This window comes from Leisingera sp. XS_AS12, from assembly GCF_041224635.1.
Taxonomy (GTDB): domain Bacteria; phylum Pseudomonadota; class Alphaproteobacteria; order Rhodobacterales; family Rhodobacteraceae; genus Leisingera.
This window is the reverse complement of the sequence record NZ_JBGFGM010000076.1, coordinates 18,426-36,725: the sequence shown is the minus strand read 5'-3', so window position 1 is coordinate 36,725 and position 18,300 is coordinate 18,426. Positions and strand designations below refer to the sequence as shown.

Below are 18,300 nucleotides of genomic sequence, written 5' to 3'. Positions count from 1 at the left end.
TCACAGGCTTTCACCCGCCATGCGGGCCACATCCACCAGCCGGTGGGCATAGCCCATCTCGTTGTCGTACCAGGCATAAACCTTCACCTGGGTGCCGTTCACCACCATGGTCGAGGGCGCATCCACAATCGAGGAGCGGGTGTCGTTGGTGTAATCCGCCGACACCAGCGGCCGCTCCTCGTAGCCGAGGATCCCGGCCAGCGGGCCTTCGGCGGCCGCCTTGAACAACGCGTTCACTTCCTCGGCGCTGGTTGCGCGCTCCAGTTCGAACACGCAGTCGGTGATCGAGGCATTCAGGAGCGGCACCCGCACCGCATGGCCGTTCAGCTTGCCTGTCAGTTCCGGGTAGATCAGCGTGATCGCGGTGGCGCTGCCGGTGGTCGTCGGGATCAGCGAGTTCAGTGCCGAGCGTGCCCGGCGCAGATCCTTGGCAGGCCGGTCGACGATGGTCTGGGTGTTGGTCACATCATGGATGGTCGTGATCGAGCCGTGCTTGATCCCGAAGGCCTCGTGCAGGACCTTGACCACCGGTGCCAGGCAATTTGTGGTGCAGCTGGCGGCGGTCACGATGCGGTGGCGCTGCGGCTCGTAGATGTCGTGGTTCACGCCATAGACGATATTGGCGGCATCGCCGTCCTTCACCGGGGCCGAAACCACCACTTTTTTCACGCCCGCCTCGAAATACGGTGCCAGCTTGGCCTCGGTCTTGAAGACGCCGGTGCAGTCGATCACCACATCGACCCCGTCCAGCGGCAGGTCTTCGATCCTGCGGGCGCAATGGACCGGCAGACGGGTGCCGTCGATGGTGATGCTGTCATCGTCATAGCCGAACTCCGCTTGCCAGCGGCCGTGCACGGTGTCGAACTCCAGCAGATGCGCATGCATCTCGGGTGAGCCCACCGCATCATTGATCCAGGCAATCTGCGCGCCGCTGTCCAGCAAGGGTTTCAACGCCAGCTTACCCATCCGGCCCAGGCCGTTCAAAGCATATACAGTCATGGTCTTCCTTCGTATCCGGTAGCGACAGGCGATCTCGGCCTGTCAGGTGTTCAATGCGATGTCATCCACCGCCTTTTGCAGGGAAATCCGGTCCAGCTCAGCAATCGGCAGTGCGGCGAAGGCCTGGATCCGGTTCTTCAGCGTGCCATAGGCCTGCTGAAAGGCGAGACTTTTCTCCGCGTCGCTGCCTTCCGCCTTCACCGGGTCCGGCATGCCCCAATGGCCCGAAATCGGCTGCCCCTCCCAGGCCGGGCAGTCCTCGTTGGCGGCCTGATCGCAGACCGTGAAGACGAAATCGAACTTGGGCGCGGTGTCCCCCATGAACTCGCTGATGTTCTTGGACCGCAAGGGTGTCACGTCATGCCCCTTGGCACGCAGCGTCTCCACCGCAAAGGGGTTCAACTCGGAGGAGGGTTTCGTGCCCGCCGAGAACGCATTGAAGCGATCCGAGCCAATGCTGCGCAGAAGCGTCTCGGCAAAGATGGAGCGCGCGGAATTGCCCGTGCAGATGAAAAGCACGTTGTATCGCGGATCCGTCATTCCGGTGTTCTCCTGCTTCCAGTCCGCCCGGACGGGCAGACACAATTCCGGGCGGCCGCGACAGCAATCGAAGAACAGCGCATCCATCGTCTCGCGGATGCCGCCCAGATCCACCTGATAGTACAACCAGGTTCCTTCGCGGGTCTGCGTCACCAGCCCTGCCTGCATCAAAGCAGACAGATATGACGACAATGTGCTGGATTTCACGTCCAGTGCCGCACCGATCTCGCTGGCGGGCACGCGGTCCGGGTAACGACGCATCAGCAGCCGGAACACGGACAGCCGCTGGGGATGTCCCAGCACGGACAGGCGGAGGGGAATCTCTTTTTTCATAATTCACGTTTTATCGAAATATAGATCCACAGCAAGCGAAACTTGTCCTGCCACCTGCGACCATTTCCGGTGTCGCGCTTGCCAAGGCGGGCAATTGCCTGTCTATTTGCCCCGATTTCCTGGCGCCCCGCATGGCGGCAGCCGGTCTCGGAGGCCTTGATGACAAACACCCCCGCCTTTCCCGGCCTGATGAACCAGCCACTTGTGGCCACGCCGCCGCCGATGCCGGACGGCCCGTTCCGCTTCTTTGCGCTGGACGTGGAAACCGCCAACCACGACCGCAGCAGCATCTGCCAGGTGGGGGTAGCCTGCGTGCGCCCGGACAATTCGATCGAAACCTGGTCGACGCTGGTCAACCCTCTGACAACCCGTTGGGTATTCAGCGGATTGCACGGCATCACCGCACAGATGGTCCGGGGCGCGCCGACGATCTGCAGCGTCATCGACCTGCTGGACGAGGTGCTGCGCGACCGCACCGTCTACCAGCATTCGGGCTTTGACCGCAGCGCGATCCGCGCCGCCTGTGCCGGTTTGCAACGGGCCGAGCCGCAATGGGGCTGGCAGAACAGCGTCACGGTTGCGCGCCGCGCTTGGCCAGAGCTCAAAGGCAACGGCGGTCACGGGCTGGCCTCGCTCAAGACCCACCTGGGACTATGCTTTGAACATCACGATGCGGGCGAGGATGCCCGCGCCGCCGCCGAAGTGGTCCTGCACGCAGAGGCCCGCAGGCGCTGAGAGATCAACGCACGCCGTGGCGGCCGATCGGCAACATCATCGGTCGCCCCGAAACCGGGTCCGGCACCACCTGGCACCTGAGGCCAAAGACCTCTTCCACCATGTCCGGGGTCAGGATCGCTTCCGGCGGCCCGGCACAGCGAAGCTGCCCCTCTGCCATGGCCGCCAGCCAGTCACAGTAGCGGGCCGCCAGGTTCAGATCGTGCAGCACCATCACCACGGTCGTGCCGCGTTCCCGGTTCAGATCGTGCAGCAGATCCAGCACTTCGATCTGGTGGTTGATGTCGAGAAAAGTGGTGGGCTCGTCCAGCAACAGGATGTCCGTCTCCTGCGCCAGCGCCATGGCAATCCACACCCGCTGACGTTGCCCACCCGATAGTTCATCCACGTCCCGATCAGCCAGATCGACGGTGCCGGTGGCCTCAAGTGCTGCCAGGACGGCCCGCTCGTCAGCGGCAGTCCAACGGGCAAACAGCCCCTGATGCGGGTGTCGGCCGCGGCCAACAAGATCGAGAACGGTGATCCCTTCCGGCGCGATCGGGGTCTGCGGCAACAGGCCCAGATTTCGGGCCAGGCGGCGCGGCGCCATGCGGTGAACGTCTGCCCCGTCCAGAAGCACCCGACCCTGTTCCGGTGGCAGCAGCCGGGACAGCGTGCGCAGAAACGTTGACTTGCCGCAGGCGTTTGCGCCAACGATGCCGGTTATCCGCCCCATCGGCACCTCGAAATCCACCCCGCGCAGCACGCGGCGACCGCCGTATCCGGCATGAAGGTTTTCGGCGACCAGCTGGTTCCGGCGCATCAGGCGGCTCCCTTTCGGTGCATGAGTACAATCAGGTAAAGCAGGTAAGGCGCGCCCAGAACTCCGGTCACGATGCCGACCGGATAGCGCGCAGGAAGCAGGATCTGGCCGGTGAAGTCGGCCAGCACCACCAGCAGCGCCCCGACCAGCGCCGAGAGGACCAACAGAGGCCCGCCCGCGCGGGTCAGGCGGCTGGCGATGGGGCGCGCCAGAAAGGCGACAAAGGAAATCGGCCCGCAGACCGCCGTCGCCACGGCGATGACCGCCACTGCCGACAGCACCACCAGCAGCCGGGTGCGCGGCACCGCCACACCGATCGCAGCGGCCGTGTCATCGCCCATCTGGAGCGCCGCCAAGGCACGGCTCTGTACCAGCAGCACCCCGCCGAACACCAGCAGCGCCACCGCCAGTGGCAGGCCTTGCACCAGCGTGGCGCCATTCAGCGTCCCGCTCAGCCAGCGCAACGCCTCCTGCAGGCTCCAGGACGGGGCTTGGGACAGGGCGTAGGCCACGAAACTGTTCAACATCGCCGCAACGCCGATCCCCACCAGGATCAGCCGCCCGCCCGCGACCCCGTCGCGCCAGGCCAGCAGATAGATCGCCGCAGCGACCGCCAAGGCTGCCACCACCGCAAAGACTGAGATCCAGACGCCGCCCAGTCCCAAGAACACGATGCCGCCAACCGCGGCGGCACTGGCCCCCGCGGAGATGCCGATGATATCGGGGCTGGCCAGGGGGTTGCGCAGCAAGACCTGGAAGGCGGCCCCTGCCAGACTAAAGCTTGCCCCCGCGAGCGCCCCCACGATGGCCCTAGGCAACCGCAACTCGCGCACCGCAAAGGTTACGCCCGGCACCTCTGCGCCCCACAGGACCCGCAAGACGTCCAGCGGCGCGGTCACGGATTGGCCCACGGTCAAGGTCAGCACGATGCCCCCCAGCACCAGCCCGGCAATCAGCAATGTCACCGACAACAGCCCACGCCGACGCGCTTGGCGCAGGCTGCGGAAACGTCGCTGCGCGACCAGCGCATCAGGCTGCGCCATACCAGTCTGAAGGGACGAAACGGAGGAATGGATCACAGTGCGCGGATCCTTTTGCGGCGAACGATGGCAATGAACACAGGCGCCCCGACAAAGGCGGTCACCACCCCGGCTTCCAGTTCTGACGGCCGCGCCAGCAGGCGGCCGACAACATCCGAAAGCAGCAACAGGATCGCCCCACCCAGCGCGCTCAGCGGCAGAAGCACCCGGTGATCCACCCCGGCCAGCAAGCGACACGCATGCGGCACCACCAAGCCGACAAAACCGATCGGACCGCAGATCGCAGTCGCCGCGCCGCACAAGATGACGGCGCCCAGCGCTGCCACCAACCGGGCGAGCACCACACGCTCGCCAAGGGCGGCGGCGGCGTCATCCCCCAGTGCCAGCAGGTTCAGCCGGGGCGCGGACCACAGCGACAGCAGGCTCCCGGCGGCCAGAAAGGGCAGCATCGGCAGGATCGCATCATGGGTCGCCCCGCCGACACCTCCGATCTGCCAACTCTGGATGCCGTCCGCAATGTCTCCGCGCGGCAGGATGATTGCCACCGTAAGAGACGCCAGCGCCACCGATGTCGCCGCCCCTGCGAGGGCCAGCTTCAGCGGAGACGCGCCACCGCGCCCCAAGCTGCCAACCGCATAGACGAAACAGGCAGCCCCCATCGCTCCACCAATGCCCGTCCACAGGAAGCCACTGCGAGACTGCATGTCGAACCAGGCGACGCCAATCACGACGGCCATGGCCGCCCCCGCGTTGACGCCCAGAATGCCCGGATCCGCCAACGGATTGCGGGTCACCCCCTGCATCACCGCCCCGGCCAACCCAAGACCGGCCCCGGCCAGCAGGGCCAACAGCGTGCGCGGGATACGCATCTGCACCACCGCCTGCTCCAGCGTCTCGCCCTGCCCGTTCAGCGCGGCCAGGATGTCTTGCCACCCGACCGGGCGCGCGCCCCAGGCAAGCGAGGCGGCAACCGCGAGGACGAGGGCCAGCATCAGCAGAACCGCGCTCTGCCCCGCGCCAATCCTGCCGCCGCGCGATCTAGCCTGCCGCAAGACAGCCCCGCCTTCCGCACTGGACCCCGCGATGCTCATTCGGCCTGCCGCGCGGCCTGGGCCAGACGGTCGACATAGGTGTCGAGCACCCATTCGATCGCCAGCGGTGTCGGGTTGGCACCAGTGCCCATGGGATCGTTGTTCATCAGCACGAGCGCATCATTGCGGATCACCGGCATTCGTGCGGTCAGCGGGTTGGCGCGCAAGCTTTGCAGCAGCTCGTCATTGCCATAGGTCACGGCGATATCGACATCGGTGAACTCATCGATCCGCTCGACGCTGATCTCGCCCGAGTAGCGGCCCGGCCGGGTGGCGTCCTGCACGCTCTGCGGGGAGACCATGCCGAGATCCTCAAAGAATTGCACCCGCGGGTCATTGGCGGAATAGAAACGGATCACGCTCAGATCACGCGCCCGCAGGTGAGTGATGAACATCGCCCGTTTCCCCTTGATCTCAGGGTGTTCGGCCACCGCCTCGGCAATCCGGCCCTCGATCCGGGTGATGAGCGCCTCACCATCCGCGGCCCGCCCCATCGCCGTCGCATTCAGACGGATCATCTCACGCCAGGTGATCGCCCAGGGGCCAACCGTATAGGCCACCACAGGGGCAATCTTGCTCAGCGTGTCATAATCGGACTGGCTGATGCCCGAATAGGCCGCCAGGATCAGGTCGGGCTTGGTGGCAGCCACCGCCTCGAAATCGATGCCGTCACCCTCGTCAAACAGTGCTGGCATCTCTGCGCCCAGCTCCGCCAGCCGCGCCTCGACCCAGGGGAAGACGCCGTTGTCGTCATCGTCGCCGAAATTCACCTTGGCAAAGCCCACCGGCACAACCCCCAATGCCAAAGGCACCTCGTGGTTGCTCCAGCCGACAGCCGCGATGCGCTCGGGCTTCTGCGGCACCACCGTGGTGCCCAGCGCATGTTCGATCCGAATTGGGAAATCATCGGCCCGCACCGGTACGGCCGCCAGCAGCACAAGCATCGCGGCGCGCAACAGGCTCCGCCATACCGCCATTCCAAACCGCCCGGGGTGTCTCGTCTGCATGGGTTTCTCCTGATCCAATCGGCGCTTTCGGCTGCCGGTAGCCCCCGGGCAGGCCAGCGGTCAACCGATGCAGCGCGGATCCGACACGCTTTTCCGACAAAAACACTAAACTAACCGCAGAAACCAACCAAAAAAGTTGAAACTTACAATACCTGCCGTCCCGAGCCTGCGTAGAGAGCGCCGCGAACGAAGGAAAAGCCACGCCCCGCTGTCCGCGGACAGTCCGGCGGCATCAGCGGCACCGTCTTCATTTCCGGCTCGGCCCACAAGCTGTGCGCCGACCTCCTTTACCCGCATGCGCGGACCACCACTCACACTCCTACGGGACCAGTAACATGCAACCTGACTATTTGACTCTTCGCGGCGGCCGCAGCACGGCCCGTCGCCTGACCACGGTTCTTCTCGGCTGCTCTGCCCTGACCTGCGCCCCGGCCTTGGCCCTGGCACAGGACGACACCAGCGATCCGGTCGTGCTGCAGACCATCACCGTGCATTCCGGTGACGACAGCACCACCTTCGTCGCGGACGAGACCACCGCCGGCTCGGGCCTGTCAGCCGATATCCTCGACACTGCGGCCACTATTTCGGTGGTCACGGCCCGTGAAATCCAGGCCCGCGGCGCCGAAACCATCGAACAGGTGGTGAACTACACCGCCGGCGTGGTCACGGATTACTATGGCGCCGACAACCGCTTCGACTATTTCCGGATCCGCGGCTTTGATGCCTATACCTACCGCGACGGACTGCGCATCGGCAGCAACTTCGGTGGCGTGCGCGAGGAGCCCTATGCCTTTGACCGGGTTGAGGTCGTCAAGGGCGGCAACTCCACCACCTTCGGCATCTCCGACCCCGGTGGCGCCGTCAACTTTGTCAGCAAGACGCCCAAGTCCGGTCGCCACGGCGAGACCTATCTGTCCTTTGGCAGTTTCAACAAGAAAGAGGCGGGCTTTGACTTTGGCGATGATCTGAATGACACCGGCACGCTGGCCTACCGCCTGGTCGGCGTGCTGCGCGACGCCGATGCCGAGTGGGATCATTCGCAGGACGACGAGACCTACCTGGCGGCCAGCCTGGCCTGGCGTCCCTCCGATGCGACCCAGCTGGTGTTCGCGCTGGATCATCTGGACCGAAACTCCGTGCCCGGTGGTGGTGGCCATCCGGTCGACACCGATTTCGAGGCCAGCCGCTACTTTGGTGAACCTGACTTCAACTACCGTGGCGTGGACCGCACCACCGCGACGCTGATGTTCGATCACCAATTCAGCAACGGTCTGCAACTGGGGGTTTCAGCGCGCTACTCGGACCAGAAAACGGACTTCGGATACATCTATCTGGATGACCGGCGTTCGCCCGGCGATGGCGCAACCGACCGCTTCCTGTTTGCCAACGACAGCGCAGGCGACGACTTCGTCGTGAACGCGCACCTGCAATACGACGCAATGCTGGGCGCGGTGCAAAGCCGCACCCTGGCCGGGGTGGAATACTCCGATTCCAGCGAATACAGCACCAGCTGGTGGACGACGGCGGACCCGATCACCGATTACGACAATTTCACCTATACCGGAGGCTACAGCCTGAACGGGCTGACGCCGTATCAGAACCGCCGGACCGACACCACGACCAAGAGCCTCTACCTGCAGCAGGAGCTGACCTTCAGCGATCGTCTGATCACCAACCTTGGCCTGCGCTACGACAAGGGCGAAACCACCCAGACCAACCTGTTCAACAACGACGTCAGCAACGGCGAGTACAGCGACACCACGGCTCGCCTCGGCGTGACCTACAAGGTGACGCCGGACCTCTCGGTCTACGGCAACTATGCCGAATCCGTCGTTCCGGCCGGGCTGACGGTGGAGCCTGAGCGTGGCCGCCAGCTGGAAGCCGGCGTGAAATATCGCCCTGCAGGCGGGCGGGCCCTGCTCAGCGCCGCGATCTATGACCTGACCAAGTTCAACATGACCGTGACCAACCCCAATACCCTGCGGGAGGAGACAATCGGCGAATCCCGTGTCCGCGGCATCGATCTGGAAGCCAAGGTCGACCTCTACCGCAACTTCTCGATCATCGCGGGATATTCGCACATGGACTCGGAGATCCGGAACGATGGCAACGGCGGCAACAGCGGCAACGCACTGCAATTCGTTCCCGACAACGTGGCCTCGGTCTGGGTGAACTACACGCTGCCGGGCGAAGGCGCACGCGGCGACATGACCTTTGGTCTCGGCGCGCGCTACACGGGGGCAATGTGGTTCGACAACGCCAACACCCGCCAGGGCGACAGCTTCACCGTGGTGGATGCGGCCTTTGGCTATGACCTGGCCGAGGACACCAGCCTGCAGCTGAACGTAAGCAACCTTCTGGACGAAAAACATGTGACCGGCGGCATCGGGGCGAATTGGTACTCGCCGGCCCGCACGATCAGCGCCACGCTGACCCGTCGCTGGTGACACAGGGAGGCCCGGACAGCTGGCTGTCCGGGCTGCCCCACCGCTGCTGTCGGCGGGGGCCTCTCAGCCGGTCAACGAGCGACGCCAGTTGGCTGGCGTCTGCCCTGCCACCGCCCGGAAGACCTTGGTGAAATGCGACTGGTCCGCAAAGCCGAGGCGCCCGGCGATCTCTGCCACGCTCAGCCCGGTTTCGCGCAGCAATTCCTGGGCACTGCGCACCCGCTGCTCCTTTTGCCATTGCAGCGGCGACATGCCGGTTGTGCTCTTGAACGCGTGCGAAAACCAACTTTCGGACAGTCCCACGACCGCTGCCATGTCAGACACCGGCATCCGCCGCCCTCCGCGCTTGGCAAAGGCGGTCTTCAACTTCTGCATCTGGTAGGACGTCAACCGCCCCGAGCAGCACTGCGGCGCCGCGATTTCCGGCGCGAGGGCCGCCATCAGAACCGCGCGGGTCAGGTTCTCGAAGTAAAGATCATCAAAGGCGTTGCCGGAGATCTCGTCGATCAGCAGCTCGGCCAGTCTATGCACCTGCGGCGGCGCGTCGCGCTCGATCATGCGGTTCATCAACCCTTCGGCGAGCGTCTCTCCCAGCGCGGGCCCGAGGTAGTCGCGCAGCCAGATCGGGTCGAAGTGCAGGTCCAGGTGCCGAAACTCCAGCGCAGCGGTGAAGTGACTGCGCAGCGTGTACCCGGCAGGCACATAGACAATGTCCGAAACCGGTCGCCCCGCGCGCCGGGGATCCGCACCGCCCTCGCTGATCTTGACGGTGGACATGTCGTCCAGAAACAGCATCAGCCGCGGCACATCGGACCAATAGGTGCCACCGGCCCCGCGCCCGCCCCGTGCCTGCCAATGCAAGCCCAGCACACCATTGCAAAACCGGGAGGCCGCGGGCTCCGTAACTTCGATCCCGGCCGTTTGCCCCTGAAAGTTCTGAAGCAGCGTCATCTGCACGTCCCTTGCCTGACACATAAGGATGAACTGCTGGCAAATGTTGCGGGGACGGCAGGCCATTGGCCTGCGGACCTGAGATGGCTGGCAAGTTTCTAGGCCGCGACCATACAGCCATCACACCGAAATAGCCAAGGGGGCGAGCAGAATATCCGCCCCGCCCCTTGTAGCCGGTGGATTACTCCCAATGACAGCAGGCTGCGCCCGCCTTCAGGAACAGTAGAGATCCTTGTGGTTTTCCAGATGACGACGGATCAACCTTTTCTGCCGAAGCCGCGACGGCAGCTTGCGCACCGGGGTAGGATTGCACAGCCCATTGACATACTCCGGGAACAGCGCCGTGAACTCCCGGCGGGCCGCGGGGGCCAGACTGTCGATGGTCTGCCGGTTCGCCAGGAAGCTTTCCGTCGCGGCACCTTCGGCAAACACGATTTCATGCGCAGAGAGGATCAGGTGAAAATACTCTACCTCCTCCAGCGTCTCGTCGACATGGATGTTCGGCAGGCTGGTCAGTCGGATCGCGGCCACCAACACTGTCTCACAGTCGAACATGCGCTGAACGATGCCCGAGCGAACCGCCATGCGATGTTGACGCGACACCAGGAGATCACGTTTCGGGATCCCCTCGCCCAGCGCACCGGCCCGGATGCGCACAGGGTAAAGCCGCTTGTTGCGTGCCAATTCGCGCTGCGTGACGCGTCGGCGCAGCACCAGCTTCACCGGTTGCCACCCGCGATCCATCGTCTGCACCATGTCCCCCGGGCGCAATGCCTCGACCGGCACCTCCCCGGCCTGGGTGGCCACCAATGTGCCCCGGGTCAGGCAGGGCACGGACGTCGGCACCAGGTCTCCGTCGACCTTCATCGTGTCGATATCCGAATTCCACTTCAGATCGCCGAGGAACCCGCCCTCCGGCAGGCCGGTGAAATCCACCACCATCGTGGTGTACAAGTCCCCCTGCGCCGGGCTGCCCTCCAGATTGACGACACCCGAATAGGTAACTGCCAACTGTCCCGACATCCCGTCGTGTTCCGGGGCAAGGTGGAACGGAAACCCGTTCTTCGACCCCGGTGTCGACCCGCCTGCCGGGTCATCATCGGTGGTAAAAGTCGTATCAAAGACCGAGCTTGCAGGCTGCAGGTCGATCTCCAGAGAGGTCAGCAGCTTACTGGTGGAGAGCGCGTGCCAATCGTTGCCGAAAAACAGATCGATCCCCTGCCCGGTCGCCCCGCCGTTGGTGTAGGGATCCAGCGCCTGCCAGGTCAGAACTTCGGTGCTGCCATCGGCATACGTGGCGACGATGCGCGCGCCGTCCAGATCCACCCCGCGCGAGGTCGTATCCTCCCGCAGCCCGTGCACGCTTTCATGCGGGGTTCCTTCCGTCCTGACAACATCGATGACTGGCACGGCACAATTCTCCAGGTTTTGCACAAAACCGCAGCATGCCCGGGCGCACATGACAAGAACAATGGACACCGGCACCCCCAGAAAAGAGGCGCCCCCTTCGGCACGCTTAATTGGCCGTCAAATTCCAGTAGCAAGGCGACATAAATAAGGCATGATTGGCCCCAGCCTGTGACGGCGCGCCTCGCAGGGGCCGTGTCGCGGACAGGCGGCGGACACGGTGGCAGTCAGCGGGGCGCTCAGGGGGCGATACGGGTGCCGTCCCACGCAATGCAGTGACCGCTATCCTCGGGCTCCAGCCTGTCGATCACGTCAAGCATCCGGGCCACGGACACCTCCGGTGAAAACAGTTGCCCGGCGGCAAGGTTGCGCTGAAACGGGCGGGAGAGATTGCTGTTCACCGTGCCCGGGTGCATCCCGACCACGATGGCTTCGGCATTGCGGCGGCGGGTCTCTATCGCGGCGTTGCGGATGACCATGTTCAGCGCCGCCTTCGAGGCGCGATAGGCATACCAGCCCCCCAGGTGGTTGTCCGAAATACTGCCGACGCGGGCCGAAAGGGCGGCAAACACCGCCCGCCTGTCGCGCGGCTGCAACGGCAGGAAGTGTTTTGCGATCAGCGCCGGCGCAATTGTATTGGCCGTGAATAGGGTCAGGAATTTCTCCGCGCTCACCTCCCGGAGGGACTTTTCGGGCATGATGTCGTGCTGGTGCAAAATCCCGCCCGCCACGACAACCAGATCGACCGCGCCCGCCTGTGCGACCTGCTCCGCTGCGGCTTGCAGGCTGTCTTCGGTCTCGTAGTCCACCTGCAAGCACCGAATGTTTGGCGAGGCGGCCGCGGCAGGCCCGCGCGACAGACAGTGGACGCGCGCCTGCGGATACCTGCGGGCCAATTCGCTCACGAAAGTGGACCCGATCGCACCGGATCCGCCGGTGACTACGATATTCTGCATGGCTCCACTCTTTCTTGTTGACGACTAACCCGAATACGCCGCGCACCGCGGTTCGGATCATCAAGTAGGACTGTCGTCCTGCTCTTCCCAGCACCGGGCTGTAAATTCTCGGCAAGACATGATCCAACTTCCATGCCGCACCGTATCCGGACTATGCTGACACTGAACTTGGACAGGCCACCCGAAAAAAACTCCGAGCTTCGGGCATTCCCTGAGGACAAAGCAGTAGTGTCGAACGATAAACCCTATTCGCAGCTGACGGTCTGGCTGTTGGCTGTGCGCGACCATCGGGACCGCGCGGCCTTTGGCGACATGTTCGACCATCTCGCGCCGCGCCTGAAGGGCTTTGTGATCCGCTGCGGTGCCCGCCCCGCTCTTGCCGAGGAGATCGTGCAGGATGTCATGCTGACGATCTGGCGCAAGGCGGCGTTGTTTGATCCGCACAAGGCGCAGGCGTCGGCCTGGATCTACCAGATCGCGCGGAACCGGCATATCGACATCCTGCGCAAGGAAAACCGTCCCGTCCCTGACGAATTGGGCGAGGATCCGGGCACAGAACCCGATGCCACCCAGATCCTGGCCCTAGAACAAGAGACACTGCATCTGAAACAGGCCATCGCGCAATTGCACCCCGATCAGAAGGAAATGATCGAGAAGGCCTATATCGGTGATCTGACCCATCAGGAAATCAGCGCCCAGACGGGCCTGCCGCTGGGAACAGTCAAATCGCGCATCCGCCTTGGTCTTGGGCGGCTGCGCAAGGAACTAAAAGGATTGCGTTGAATGTCTGCAATCACACATCATATCCCCGACCCGATGATCGCAGCCTATGCGGCAGGCAGCCTGCCGCATGCCTTTTCCATGGTGGTCGCCAGCCACCTTTCCCTGTGCCGCGACTGCCGCGCCGCGCTTGGCGCGCATCAGGCCGTCGGTGGCGCGCTGCTGGAGGAGGCCACAGGCGTGGCGATGTCGCAGAATGCCAAATCGAACCTGATGGCGCGGCTGGATGAGCCTGCCACGCCCGAGCCGGTCTATGACGCCAAGGGCATTTATCCGGGCCCGGTGATGCAGTCGTTGAAGGGGCGGCCGCCGCGCTGGAAGACGCTGGGCTTGGGCGTAAAGCAGAACATCCTGTTCGAGGATGATCTGGGCTCCGCCCGGCTGCTGTACATCCCTGCGGGACAGGCGGTGCCGGATCACAGCCACAGCGGACTAGAGCTGACCCTGGTACTGCAGGGCAGTTTCAGCGATGAGACCGGGCGCTTTGGGGTTGGTGACGTGGAAATCGGCGATGAGACGCTGGAGCACACGCCTGTGGCGGATGCGGGCGATCCCTGCATTTGCCTGGCTGCCACCGATGCGCCGCTGCGTTTCAAGGCCTTCATGCCGCGCCTCTTGCAGCCCCTGTTCCGAATCTGACAGGAGCCGCCGCCACGGCGGCGGATCTACTTGCCGCGGTAGACCAGCCAATCGGGCAACAGGTTGAATGCCTTGATCGCGTAGGAAAAGGGCCGCGGAAAATCCGTTCGGAACCGACTTGACCGCATGGCGGCGATCACATGCCCGGCGGCGGCCTCCGGTGTCATCAGCTGCGGCATCTTGAAACTGTTCTTGTCTGTCAGCCGGGTCTTGATGAAGCCGGGATTGACCACGCGCAGGGTGACGCCGCTGCCCTTCAGATCATGCCGCATGGTTTCCGCGAGGCTGATCAGCGCCGCCTTGCTGGCGCCATAGCCGATCGAGGCCGGCAAGCCCCGGTACCCCGCCAGCGAGCCGATCAGCGTGATATCGCCCCGGCCCGCCGCGACGAAACCCGGCACCACCTGCCCCAGCACCCGCAGCGCACCGGTGAAGTTCACGTCGCTCATCGCCAGCACCGCGGCGCTGTCCCAGTCTTGGGTGCGCATCGGCTCGTAGGTGCCTGCGTTGTAGATGATGCCATCCACCGGCCCGGCCTGCTGCGCGGCCTGCCGGACCGACTGCATGTCCGTCACGTCCACCGGCACCGCTCTTGCTGCGGTCAGTTCCGCCGCCAGCGCCTCCAGCGCCTCTGCCGAGCGTGCCGACAGGATCAACCGCGCGCCTTCGCGGTCAAGCTGCCGGGCGATCTCGCGGCCCAGCCCGTGGCTGGCGCCGACCAGCCAGAAGGACTTGCCTGCAAACTGCGTCACACGCCTATCCTTTCGAAAACGTTGAGCTGTCCGAGACCAGCGGCTCCGGCGGCGCGGGCTTTCTCAGGAAGGGCGCGCGCTTGACCCACAGTTTCAGCGCCTGCCAGTAGATCAGCGCCACCACCCGCGCCGCACCCAGCGGTCGGCGCAGCGCGGCGCGCGCCAGCCCGCCGGTGGTGGCAGGCCGACGCAGGCCGTTCAGCGAGGCCAGCACGCCCTCGGCCCCGTTTGTGTAGTGGATGCGGATATTAAAGGCGTGCTCGGTCATCCCGAAATTGAAGCGATAGCGCCCGGCCACCTGCTGAAACGGAGAGACATGCATCAGCTTTTCCGCCTCGATCACCTCGCTCTGCAGGATCGGACGGAAATCGGGATGCGCCGCGAAATAGCAGTGGCGGTGGCCGAAGGTGTTGTTCACCTCGGCGATGAAGGCGCGCGGGCTGCCGTCCCTCACCGCGATCCAGAAGCTGACCGGGTTGAAATGGAACCACAGGAAGCTGGGCTGGGTCAGCAGCAACAGCTCTGCGCCCTCCAGCGCAAAGCCGCGTCGTTCCAGCTCCGCGCGGAACCAGGCGATGCCGCGCCCCCTGCCGCGGGGGCCGCCGTGGCGGCGGTCATGGACCGAGAAAAGGTTGAAGCGGTTGCGCGACAGCAGCGGCGGTGCGCCGTCTGTCATGTCGGTCAGGATGAAATCCACCCCGTAGCGAAAGGCATTTTTCAGCCGCCCCCGGCGCGCGTGAAAGGTCTGGGCTGCAACATGTTCAATCATGCAACGGATACGGGCGGGCAGCGGTCCCGGATCACTGGCCGCACAGTTTTATCGGGAAAAATGTGATCCGCATTCCTGCCTGCGGCGTATCCGGTCCAAACAACAGCAAGGAAAACCGTCACATGCTGGATCAAACACAGGGGCCACGCCGCAAGATCGCCATCGTGGGGGGCGGCATTTCCGGGCTGTCCGCCGCCTATTACCTGGCTGGCACACATGACGTCACCCTGTTCGAGGCCGCGACCCGTCTCGGCGGTCACGCGCGCACCGTGATGGCGGGCAAGAACGGCGACCAGCCGGTCGATACCGGCTTCATCGTTTTCAACTACGCCACCTACCCCTACCTGACCCGCCTTTTCCGCGAGCTGGACGTGCCGGTGATCAAAAGCGAGATGAGCTTTTGCGCGAGCATCGACGACGGCCGCCTGGAGTACGGGCTGAACAGCCTGCGCATGCTGACGGCGCAAAAGCGCAACCTGGTGCGGCCGCAGTTCCACAAGATGGTTGCCGATATCGTGCGCTTCGGCAAACGGGCCGAGGCCGCCGCCACCGATGACGACAAGACCATCGGCGAGCTGGTGGCGGAACTGGGCCTCGGCAGCTGGTTCCGCGATCACTACCTGATGCCGATGTGCGGCGCGATCTGGTCGACCCCGGTCAGCGACGTCGATGCCTTCCCGGCCAAATCGCTGGTCCGCTTTTTCCGCAACCACGCGCTGCTGGCGGGCACCGGCAAGCACCAGTGGTGGACGGTCAAGGGCGGCAGCATCGAATACGTCCGCCGTCTGGAGGCCGCGCTGATGGCCCGCGGCTGCGTGATCCGCACCGCCAGCCCGGTTCAGCGCGTTGTCCGCACTGCGGGCGGTGTGTCGGTGCAGGCGCAGGGCGCCGACGCGCAGACCTTTGACGAGATCATCCTGGCCTGCCATTCCGATCAGGCGCTGGCGATCCTCGGCGCGGATGCCACCCCGGCCGAAGCCGCGGGGCTGGGGGCGATCCGCTACCAGCCGAACACCGCCGTGCTGCACTGCGACGAAGGCCAGATGCCCAAGCGGCGCAGCTGCTGGTCCAGCTGGGCCTACCGCAGCCAGGACGGCGGTGTCGGCGTCACCTACTGGATGAACCGGCTGCAAAGCATCCCGGAAAGCGATCCGCTGTTTGTCACCCTGAATCCAACGCGCCCCATCCCGGCTGAGAAAATCTATGACCGGGTGGAGTTCTCACACCCAATCTTCGACAAGGCCGCCCTGCGGGCGCAGCGCCAGATCCGGGCGATGCAGGGCCAGAACAACACCTGGTTTGCCGGGGCCTACAACCGCCACGGCTTCCACGAAGACGGCATCGCCAGCGCCATGCGGATTGTCCGCATGATGACTTCTCTCACCCCCTTCCCGGTCAAAGGAACAGATCATGGCATTCACGGACAAAGCCCTTCAGTCGCAATTCCTGACGGCCTGCGCGCGACTGCGTGAGGGCCGCCTGACGCTGCGCACCCCCGACGGCGCGCGCTATGAATTCGGCGACCGCGGGCCCGAGGCCGAGATGCAGATCAACGACTGGGCGGCGGTCTCGGCGATGGCGGCGCACGGTCAGGTTGGGCTGGGCGAGGCCTATGTGCAGGGCCTCTGGGACACGCCGTCGGTCGAGGGGCTGATGCGGCTGGCGATGCAGAACCGTGAGCATCTGGGCAGCTACGACCAGGCCAGCCCGCTGAACCGGGCCAAGTTCCGCATCGTCGACACGCTGCTGCGCGCCAACTCCAAGCGCGGTGCCCGCCGGAACATCCGCGCGCATTACGATGTCGGCAACGAGTTCTACCAGCTGTGGCTGGACGACGGCATGACCTATTCCTCCGGTCTGTTCGGCGCCGAGGGCGATGATCTGGCGCAGGCCCAAAGCCGAAAGAACGCCCGCATCCTGTCGCGGCTGGGGAGCGGCGAGCGGGTGCTGGAGATCGGCTGCGGCTGGGGCGGCTTTGCCGAGCAGGCCAGCGCCGAGGGCCGCGACGTGACCGGTGTCACCATCTCGCGCAACCAGCACAGCTATGCCGAAAGCCGCCTGGACGGGCGCGCCGACATCCAGCTGCGCGACTACCGCGACATCGGCGGCAAATTCGACAACATCGTCTCGATCGAGATGATCGAAGCGGTGGGCGAGCGCTACTGGCCCAGCTATTTCGCCAAGCTGAAAGACAGCCTGGCCGAAGGCGGCCGGGTGCTGCTGCAGGCGATCACGGTGCGGGATGATTTCTTTCAGACCTACCGGACCTCTTCGGATTACATCCGCCAGTATGTCTTTCCCGGCGGCATGCTGCTGTCAGATCAGGTGATCGCGCAGCAGGCCAGGTCGGCGGGACTGCAGGTGGCCGATAGTTTTGCCTTCGGAGAGGATTACGCCCGCACCTGCCGGATCTGGGCCGAGCGTCTGGCGGCGCAAAAGCGGCGGATCACGGACCTCGGCTATGGCGAGGCCTTCTTCCGCAACTGGCAGTACTACCTGGAGATCTGCGCCGCCTCCTTTGCCATCGGCCACACCAATGTCGTGCAGGTGGAGCTGGCTCATGCGTAGGCTGCTCCTGACCCTCTGCCTGCTGGCGGCTCCCTCAGCGGGCTTTACCTCTGCGGTGCAATCGCTGCTGCCGGGGGCCGAGCAGCGCGGCGCGGCGACCTTCCGGCTGCTGGGTGTGCCGGTCTATCAGGCGCGGCTGTTCACCCGCGGCGGCGCGCCGCTGGACTGGGGCCAGGATTTCGCGCTTGAGCTCACCTACCAGCGAAAGCTGAGCCAGAAAGATCTGGTCGAGGCCACCCTGCGCGAAATGCGGCGGCTCGGTCAGGCCGCGCCGGGCCGCGCCCGGTTCGAGGCCTGTTTTCAGGGCGTTGCCCCCGGCGACCGCTATCTTGCGGTCAGCGAAGGTCCGGACCGGATCCGCTTCCTGCGCAATGGCCGCAGCGCCTGCACCCTGTCCCAGCCGGGGATCAAGCGCGGCTTCATGTCGATATTCGTGGGCGAAAACACGCGCTCTGCCCGCTTCACCCGCGCGCTGCTGGGCTGA

Annotated in this window: 18 protein-coding genes; 7 read left to right on the top strand and 11 right to left on the bottom strand. The window is 64.8% G+C overall.

Going from position 1 to position 18,300, the window contains the following annotated elements:
- Both AB9K35_RS06380 and AB9K35_RS06375 read right to left on the bottom strand, forming a co-directional pair.
- Positions 1–999 (bottom strand): ArsJ-associated glyceraldehyde-3-phosphate dehydrogenase, encoded by a 999-nt coding sequence (locus AB9K35_RS06380; protein WP_369924950.1) that lies wholly within the window; start codon positions 997–999, stop codon positions 1–3.
- Positions 1,000–1,041: 42 nt separating this feature from the next.
- The gene (locus AB9K35_RS06375; RefSeq protein ID WP_369924949.1) at positions 1,042–1,872 is read right to left on the bottom strand and encodes a helix-turn-helix domain-containing protein; all 831 of its coding nucleotides are present in this window, start codon (positions 1,870–1,872) and stop codon (positions 1,042–1,044) included.
- Between the two features lie 159 nt (positions 1,873–2,031).
- On the opposite strand from AB9K35_RS06375, the gene AB9K35_RS06370 reads away from it, so the two are divergent.
- Entirely contained in the window at positions 2,032–2,607 is a 576-nt protein-coding gene (locus AB9K35_RS06370; RefSeq protein WP_369924948.1) for an exonuclease domain-containing protein, read from the top strand.
- A gap of 4 nt (positions 2,608–2,611) precedes the next feature.
- Here AB9K35_RS06370 and AB9K35_RS06365 read toward each other — a convergent pair whose 3' ends face one another.
- The 4 genes from AB9K35_RS06365 to AB9K35_RS06350 all read right to left on the bottom strand — a co-directional run bounded on the left by AB9K35_RS06365 (position 2,612) and on the right by AB9K35_RS06350 (position 6,547).
- Positions 2,612–3,409 (bottom strand): ABC transporter ATP-binding protein, encoded by a 798-nt coding sequence (locus tag AB9K35_RS06365; RefSeq protein WP_369924947.1) that lies wholly within the window; start codon positions 3,407–3,409, stop codon positions 2,612–2,614.
- On the bottom strand, positions 3,409–4,452 hold the full coding sequence (locus AB9K35_RS06360; RefSeq protein ID WP_369924973.1) for a FecCD family ABC transporter permease: 1,044 nt from the start codon (positions 4,450–4,452) through the stop codon (positions 3,409–3,411). Before AB9K35_RS06360 ends, AB9K35_RS06365 begins: the two co-directional genes overlap by 1 nt.
- 32 nt (positions 4,453–4,484) lie before the next feature.
- The gene (locus tag AB9K35_RS06355) at positions 4,485–5,441 is read right to left on the bottom strand and encodes a FecCD family ABC transporter permease (RefSeq protein ID WP_369924946.1); all 957 of its coding nucleotides are present in this window, start codon (positions 5,439–5,441) and stop codon (positions 4,485–4,487) included.
- Between the two features lie 95 nt (positions 5,442–5,536).
- Positions 5,537–6,547, bottom strand: a complete 1,011-nt coding sequence (locus AB9K35_RS06350) for an iron-siderophore ABC transporter substrate-binding protein (RefSeq protein ID WP_369924945.1) — start codon at positions 6,545–6,547, stop codon at positions 5,537–5,539.
- A 335-nt stretch (positions 6,548–6,882) separates the two neighbouring features.
- Between AB9K35_RS06350 and AB9K35_RS06345 the strand changes: the two genes are divergently transcribed.
- Positions 6,883–8,994 (top strand): TonB-dependent siderophore receptor, encoded by a 2,112-nt coding sequence (locus AB9K35_RS06345; protein ID WP_369924944.1) that lies wholly within the window; start codon positions 6,883–6,885, stop codon positions 8,992–8,994.
- Positions 8,995–9,057: 63 nt separating this feature from the next.
- Here the strand turns inward: AB9K35_RS06345 and AB9K35_RS06340 are convergent, their stop codons facing one another.
- From AB9K35_RS06340 to AB9K35_RS06330, 3 genes are all read right to left on the bottom strand, one after another.
- Positions 9,058–9,945, bottom strand: coding sequence for a helix-turn-helix domain-containing protein (locus tag AB9K35_RS06340; protein WP_369924943.1), 888 nt, complete (start codon positions 9,943–9,945; stop codon positions 9,058–9,060).
- A 213-nt stretch (positions 9,946–10,158) separates the two neighbouring features.
- Positions 10,159–11,355, bottom strand: coding sequence for a Hint domain-containing protein (locus tag AB9K35_RS06335; protein WP_369924942.1), 1,197 nt, complete (start codon positions 11,353–11,355; stop codon positions 10,159–10,161).
- A gap of 236 nt (positions 11,356–11,591) precedes the next feature.
- A complete protein-coding gene (locus AB9K35_RS06330) occupies positions 11,592–12,308 on the bottom strand; it encodes an SDR family NAD(P)-dependent oxidoreductase (protein ID WP_369924941.1) in 717 nt (238 codons plus the stop codon).
- A 228-nt stretch (positions 12,309–12,536) separates the two neighbouring features.
- On the opposite strand from AB9K35_RS06330, the gene AB9K35_RS06325 reads away from it, so the two are divergent.
- Both AB9K35_RS06325 and AB9K35_RS06320 read left to right on the top strand, forming a co-directional pair.
- A complete protein-coding gene (locus tag AB9K35_RS06325; RefSeq protein WP_369924940.1) occupies positions 12,537–13,091 on the top strand; it encodes a sigma-70 family RNA polymerase sigma factor in 555 nt (184 codons plus the stop codon).
- Entirely contained in the window at positions 13,092–13,727 is a 636-nt protein-coding gene (locus AB9K35_RS06320; protein WP_369924939.1) for a ChrR family anti-sigma-E factor, read from the top strand.
- Positions 13,728–13,753: 26 nt separating this feature from the next.
- Here AB9K35_RS06320 and AB9K35_RS06315 read toward each other — a convergent pair whose 3' ends face one another.
- Together AB9K35_RS06315 and AB9K35_RS06310 are read right to left on the bottom strand one after the other, a co-directional pair.
- Positions 13,754–14,479 (bottom strand): SDR family NAD(P)-dependent oxidoreductase, encoded by a 726-nt coding sequence (locus tag AB9K35_RS06315; protein ID WP_369924938.1) that lies wholly within the window; start codon positions 14,477–14,479, stop codon positions 13,754–13,756.
- A 4-nt stretch (positions 14,480–14,483) separates the two neighbouring features.
- Positions 14,484–15,248 carry a DUF1365 domain-containing protein gene (locus AB9K35_RS06310; RefSeq protein WP_369924937.1) on the bottom strand — a complete coding sequence of 255 codons (765 nt, stop codon included), beginning with the start codon at positions 15,246–15,248 and terminating at the stop codon, positions 14,484–14,486.
- Between the two features lie 122 nt (positions 15,249–15,370).
- On the opposite strand from AB9K35_RS06310, the gene AB9K35_RS06305 reads away from it, so the two are divergent.
- Genes AB9K35_RS06305 through AB9K35_RS06295 form a run of 3 tightly spaced genes read left to right on the top strand, consistent with a single transcriptional unit; the run spans position 15,371 to position 18,300 of the window.
- Positions 15,371–16,720 (top strand): NAD(P)/FAD-dependent oxidoreductase, encoded by a 1,350-nt coding sequence (locus AB9K35_RS06305; RefSeq protein WP_369924936.1) that lies wholly within the window; start codon positions 15,371–15,373, stop codon positions 16,718–16,720.
- Positions 16,659–17,816 carry a class I SAM-dependent methyltransferase gene (locus AB9K35_RS06300; RefSeq protein ID WP_369924935.1) on the top strand — a complete coding sequence of 386 codons (1,158 nt, stop codon included), beginning with the start codon at positions 16,659–16,661 and terminating at the stop codon, positions 17,814–17,816. The genes AB9K35_RS06305 and AB9K35_RS06300 overlap by 62 nt, the downstream gene beginning before the upstream one ends.
- Positions 17,809–18,300: a hypothetical protein gene (locus tag AB9K35_RS06295; protein ID WP_369924933.1), complete on the top strand. Its 492-nt coding sequence runs from the start codon at positions 17,809–17,811 to the stop codon at positions 18,298–18,300. The genes AB9K35_RS06300 and AB9K35_RS06295 overlap by 8 nt, the downstream gene beginning before the upstream one ends.

Coding starts and splice junctions, on each gene's coding strand:
- AB9K35_RS06345 (WP_369924944.1), top strand. CDS start 6,883: ATGCAACCTGACTATTTGACTCTTCGCGGCGGCCGCAGCACGGCCCGT.
- AB9K35_RS06360 (WP_369924973.1), bottom strand. CDS start 4,452: ATGGCGCAGCCTGATGCGCTGGTCGCGCAGCGACGTTTCCGCAGCCTG.
- AB9K35_RS06355 (WP_369924946.1), bottom strand. CDS start 5,441: ATGCTGGCCCTCGTCCTCGCGGTTGCCGCCTCGCTTGCCTGGGGCGCG.
- AB9K35_RS06370 (WP_369924948.1), top strand. CDS start 2,032: ATGACAAACACCCCCGCCTTTCCCGGCCTGATGAACCAGCCACTTGTG.
- AB9K35_RS06330 (WP_369924941.1), bottom strand. CDS start 12,308: ATGCAGAATATCGTAGTCACCGGCGGATCCGGTGCGATCGGGTCCACT.
- AB9K35_RS06365 (WP_369924947.1), bottom strand. CDS start 3,409: ATGCGCCGGAACCAGCTGGTCGCCGAAAACCTTCATGCCGGATACGGC.
- AB9K35_RS06310 (WP_369924937.1), bottom strand. CDS start 15,248: ATGATTGAACATGTTGCAGCCCAGACCTTTCACGCGCGCCGGGGGCGG.
- AB9K35_RS06320 (WP_369924939.1), top strand. CDS start 13,092: ATGTCTGCAATCACACATCATATCCCCGACCCGATGATCGCAGCCTAT.
- AB9K35_RS06375 (WP_369924949.1), bottom strand. CDS start 1,872: ATGAAAAAAGAGATTCCCCTCCGCCTGTCCGTGCTGGGACATCCCCAG.
- AB9K35_RS06340 (WP_369924943.1), bottom strand. CDS start 9,945: ATGACGCTGCTTCAGAACTTTCAGGGGCAAACGGCCGGGATCGAAGTT.
- AB9K35_RS06300 (WP_369924935.1), top strand. CDS start 16,659: ATGGCATTCACGGACAAAGCCCTTCAGTCGCAATTCCTGACGGCCTGC.
- AB9K35_RS06350 (WP_369924945.1), bottom strand. CDS start 6,547: ATGCAGACGAGACACCCCGGGCGGTTTGGAATGGCGGTATGGCGGAGC.
- AB9K35_RS06380 (WP_369924950.1), bottom strand. CDS start 999: ATGACTGTATATGCTTTGAACGGCCTGGGCCGGATGGGTAAGCTGGCG.
- AB9K35_RS06305 (WP_369924936.1), top strand. CDS start 15,371: ATGCTGGATCAAACACAGGGGCCACGCCGCAAGATCGCCATCGTGGGG.
- AB9K35_RS06295 (WP_369924933.1), top strand. CDS start 17,809: ATGCGTAGGCTGCTCCTGACCCTCTGCCTGCTGGCGGCTCCCTCAGCG.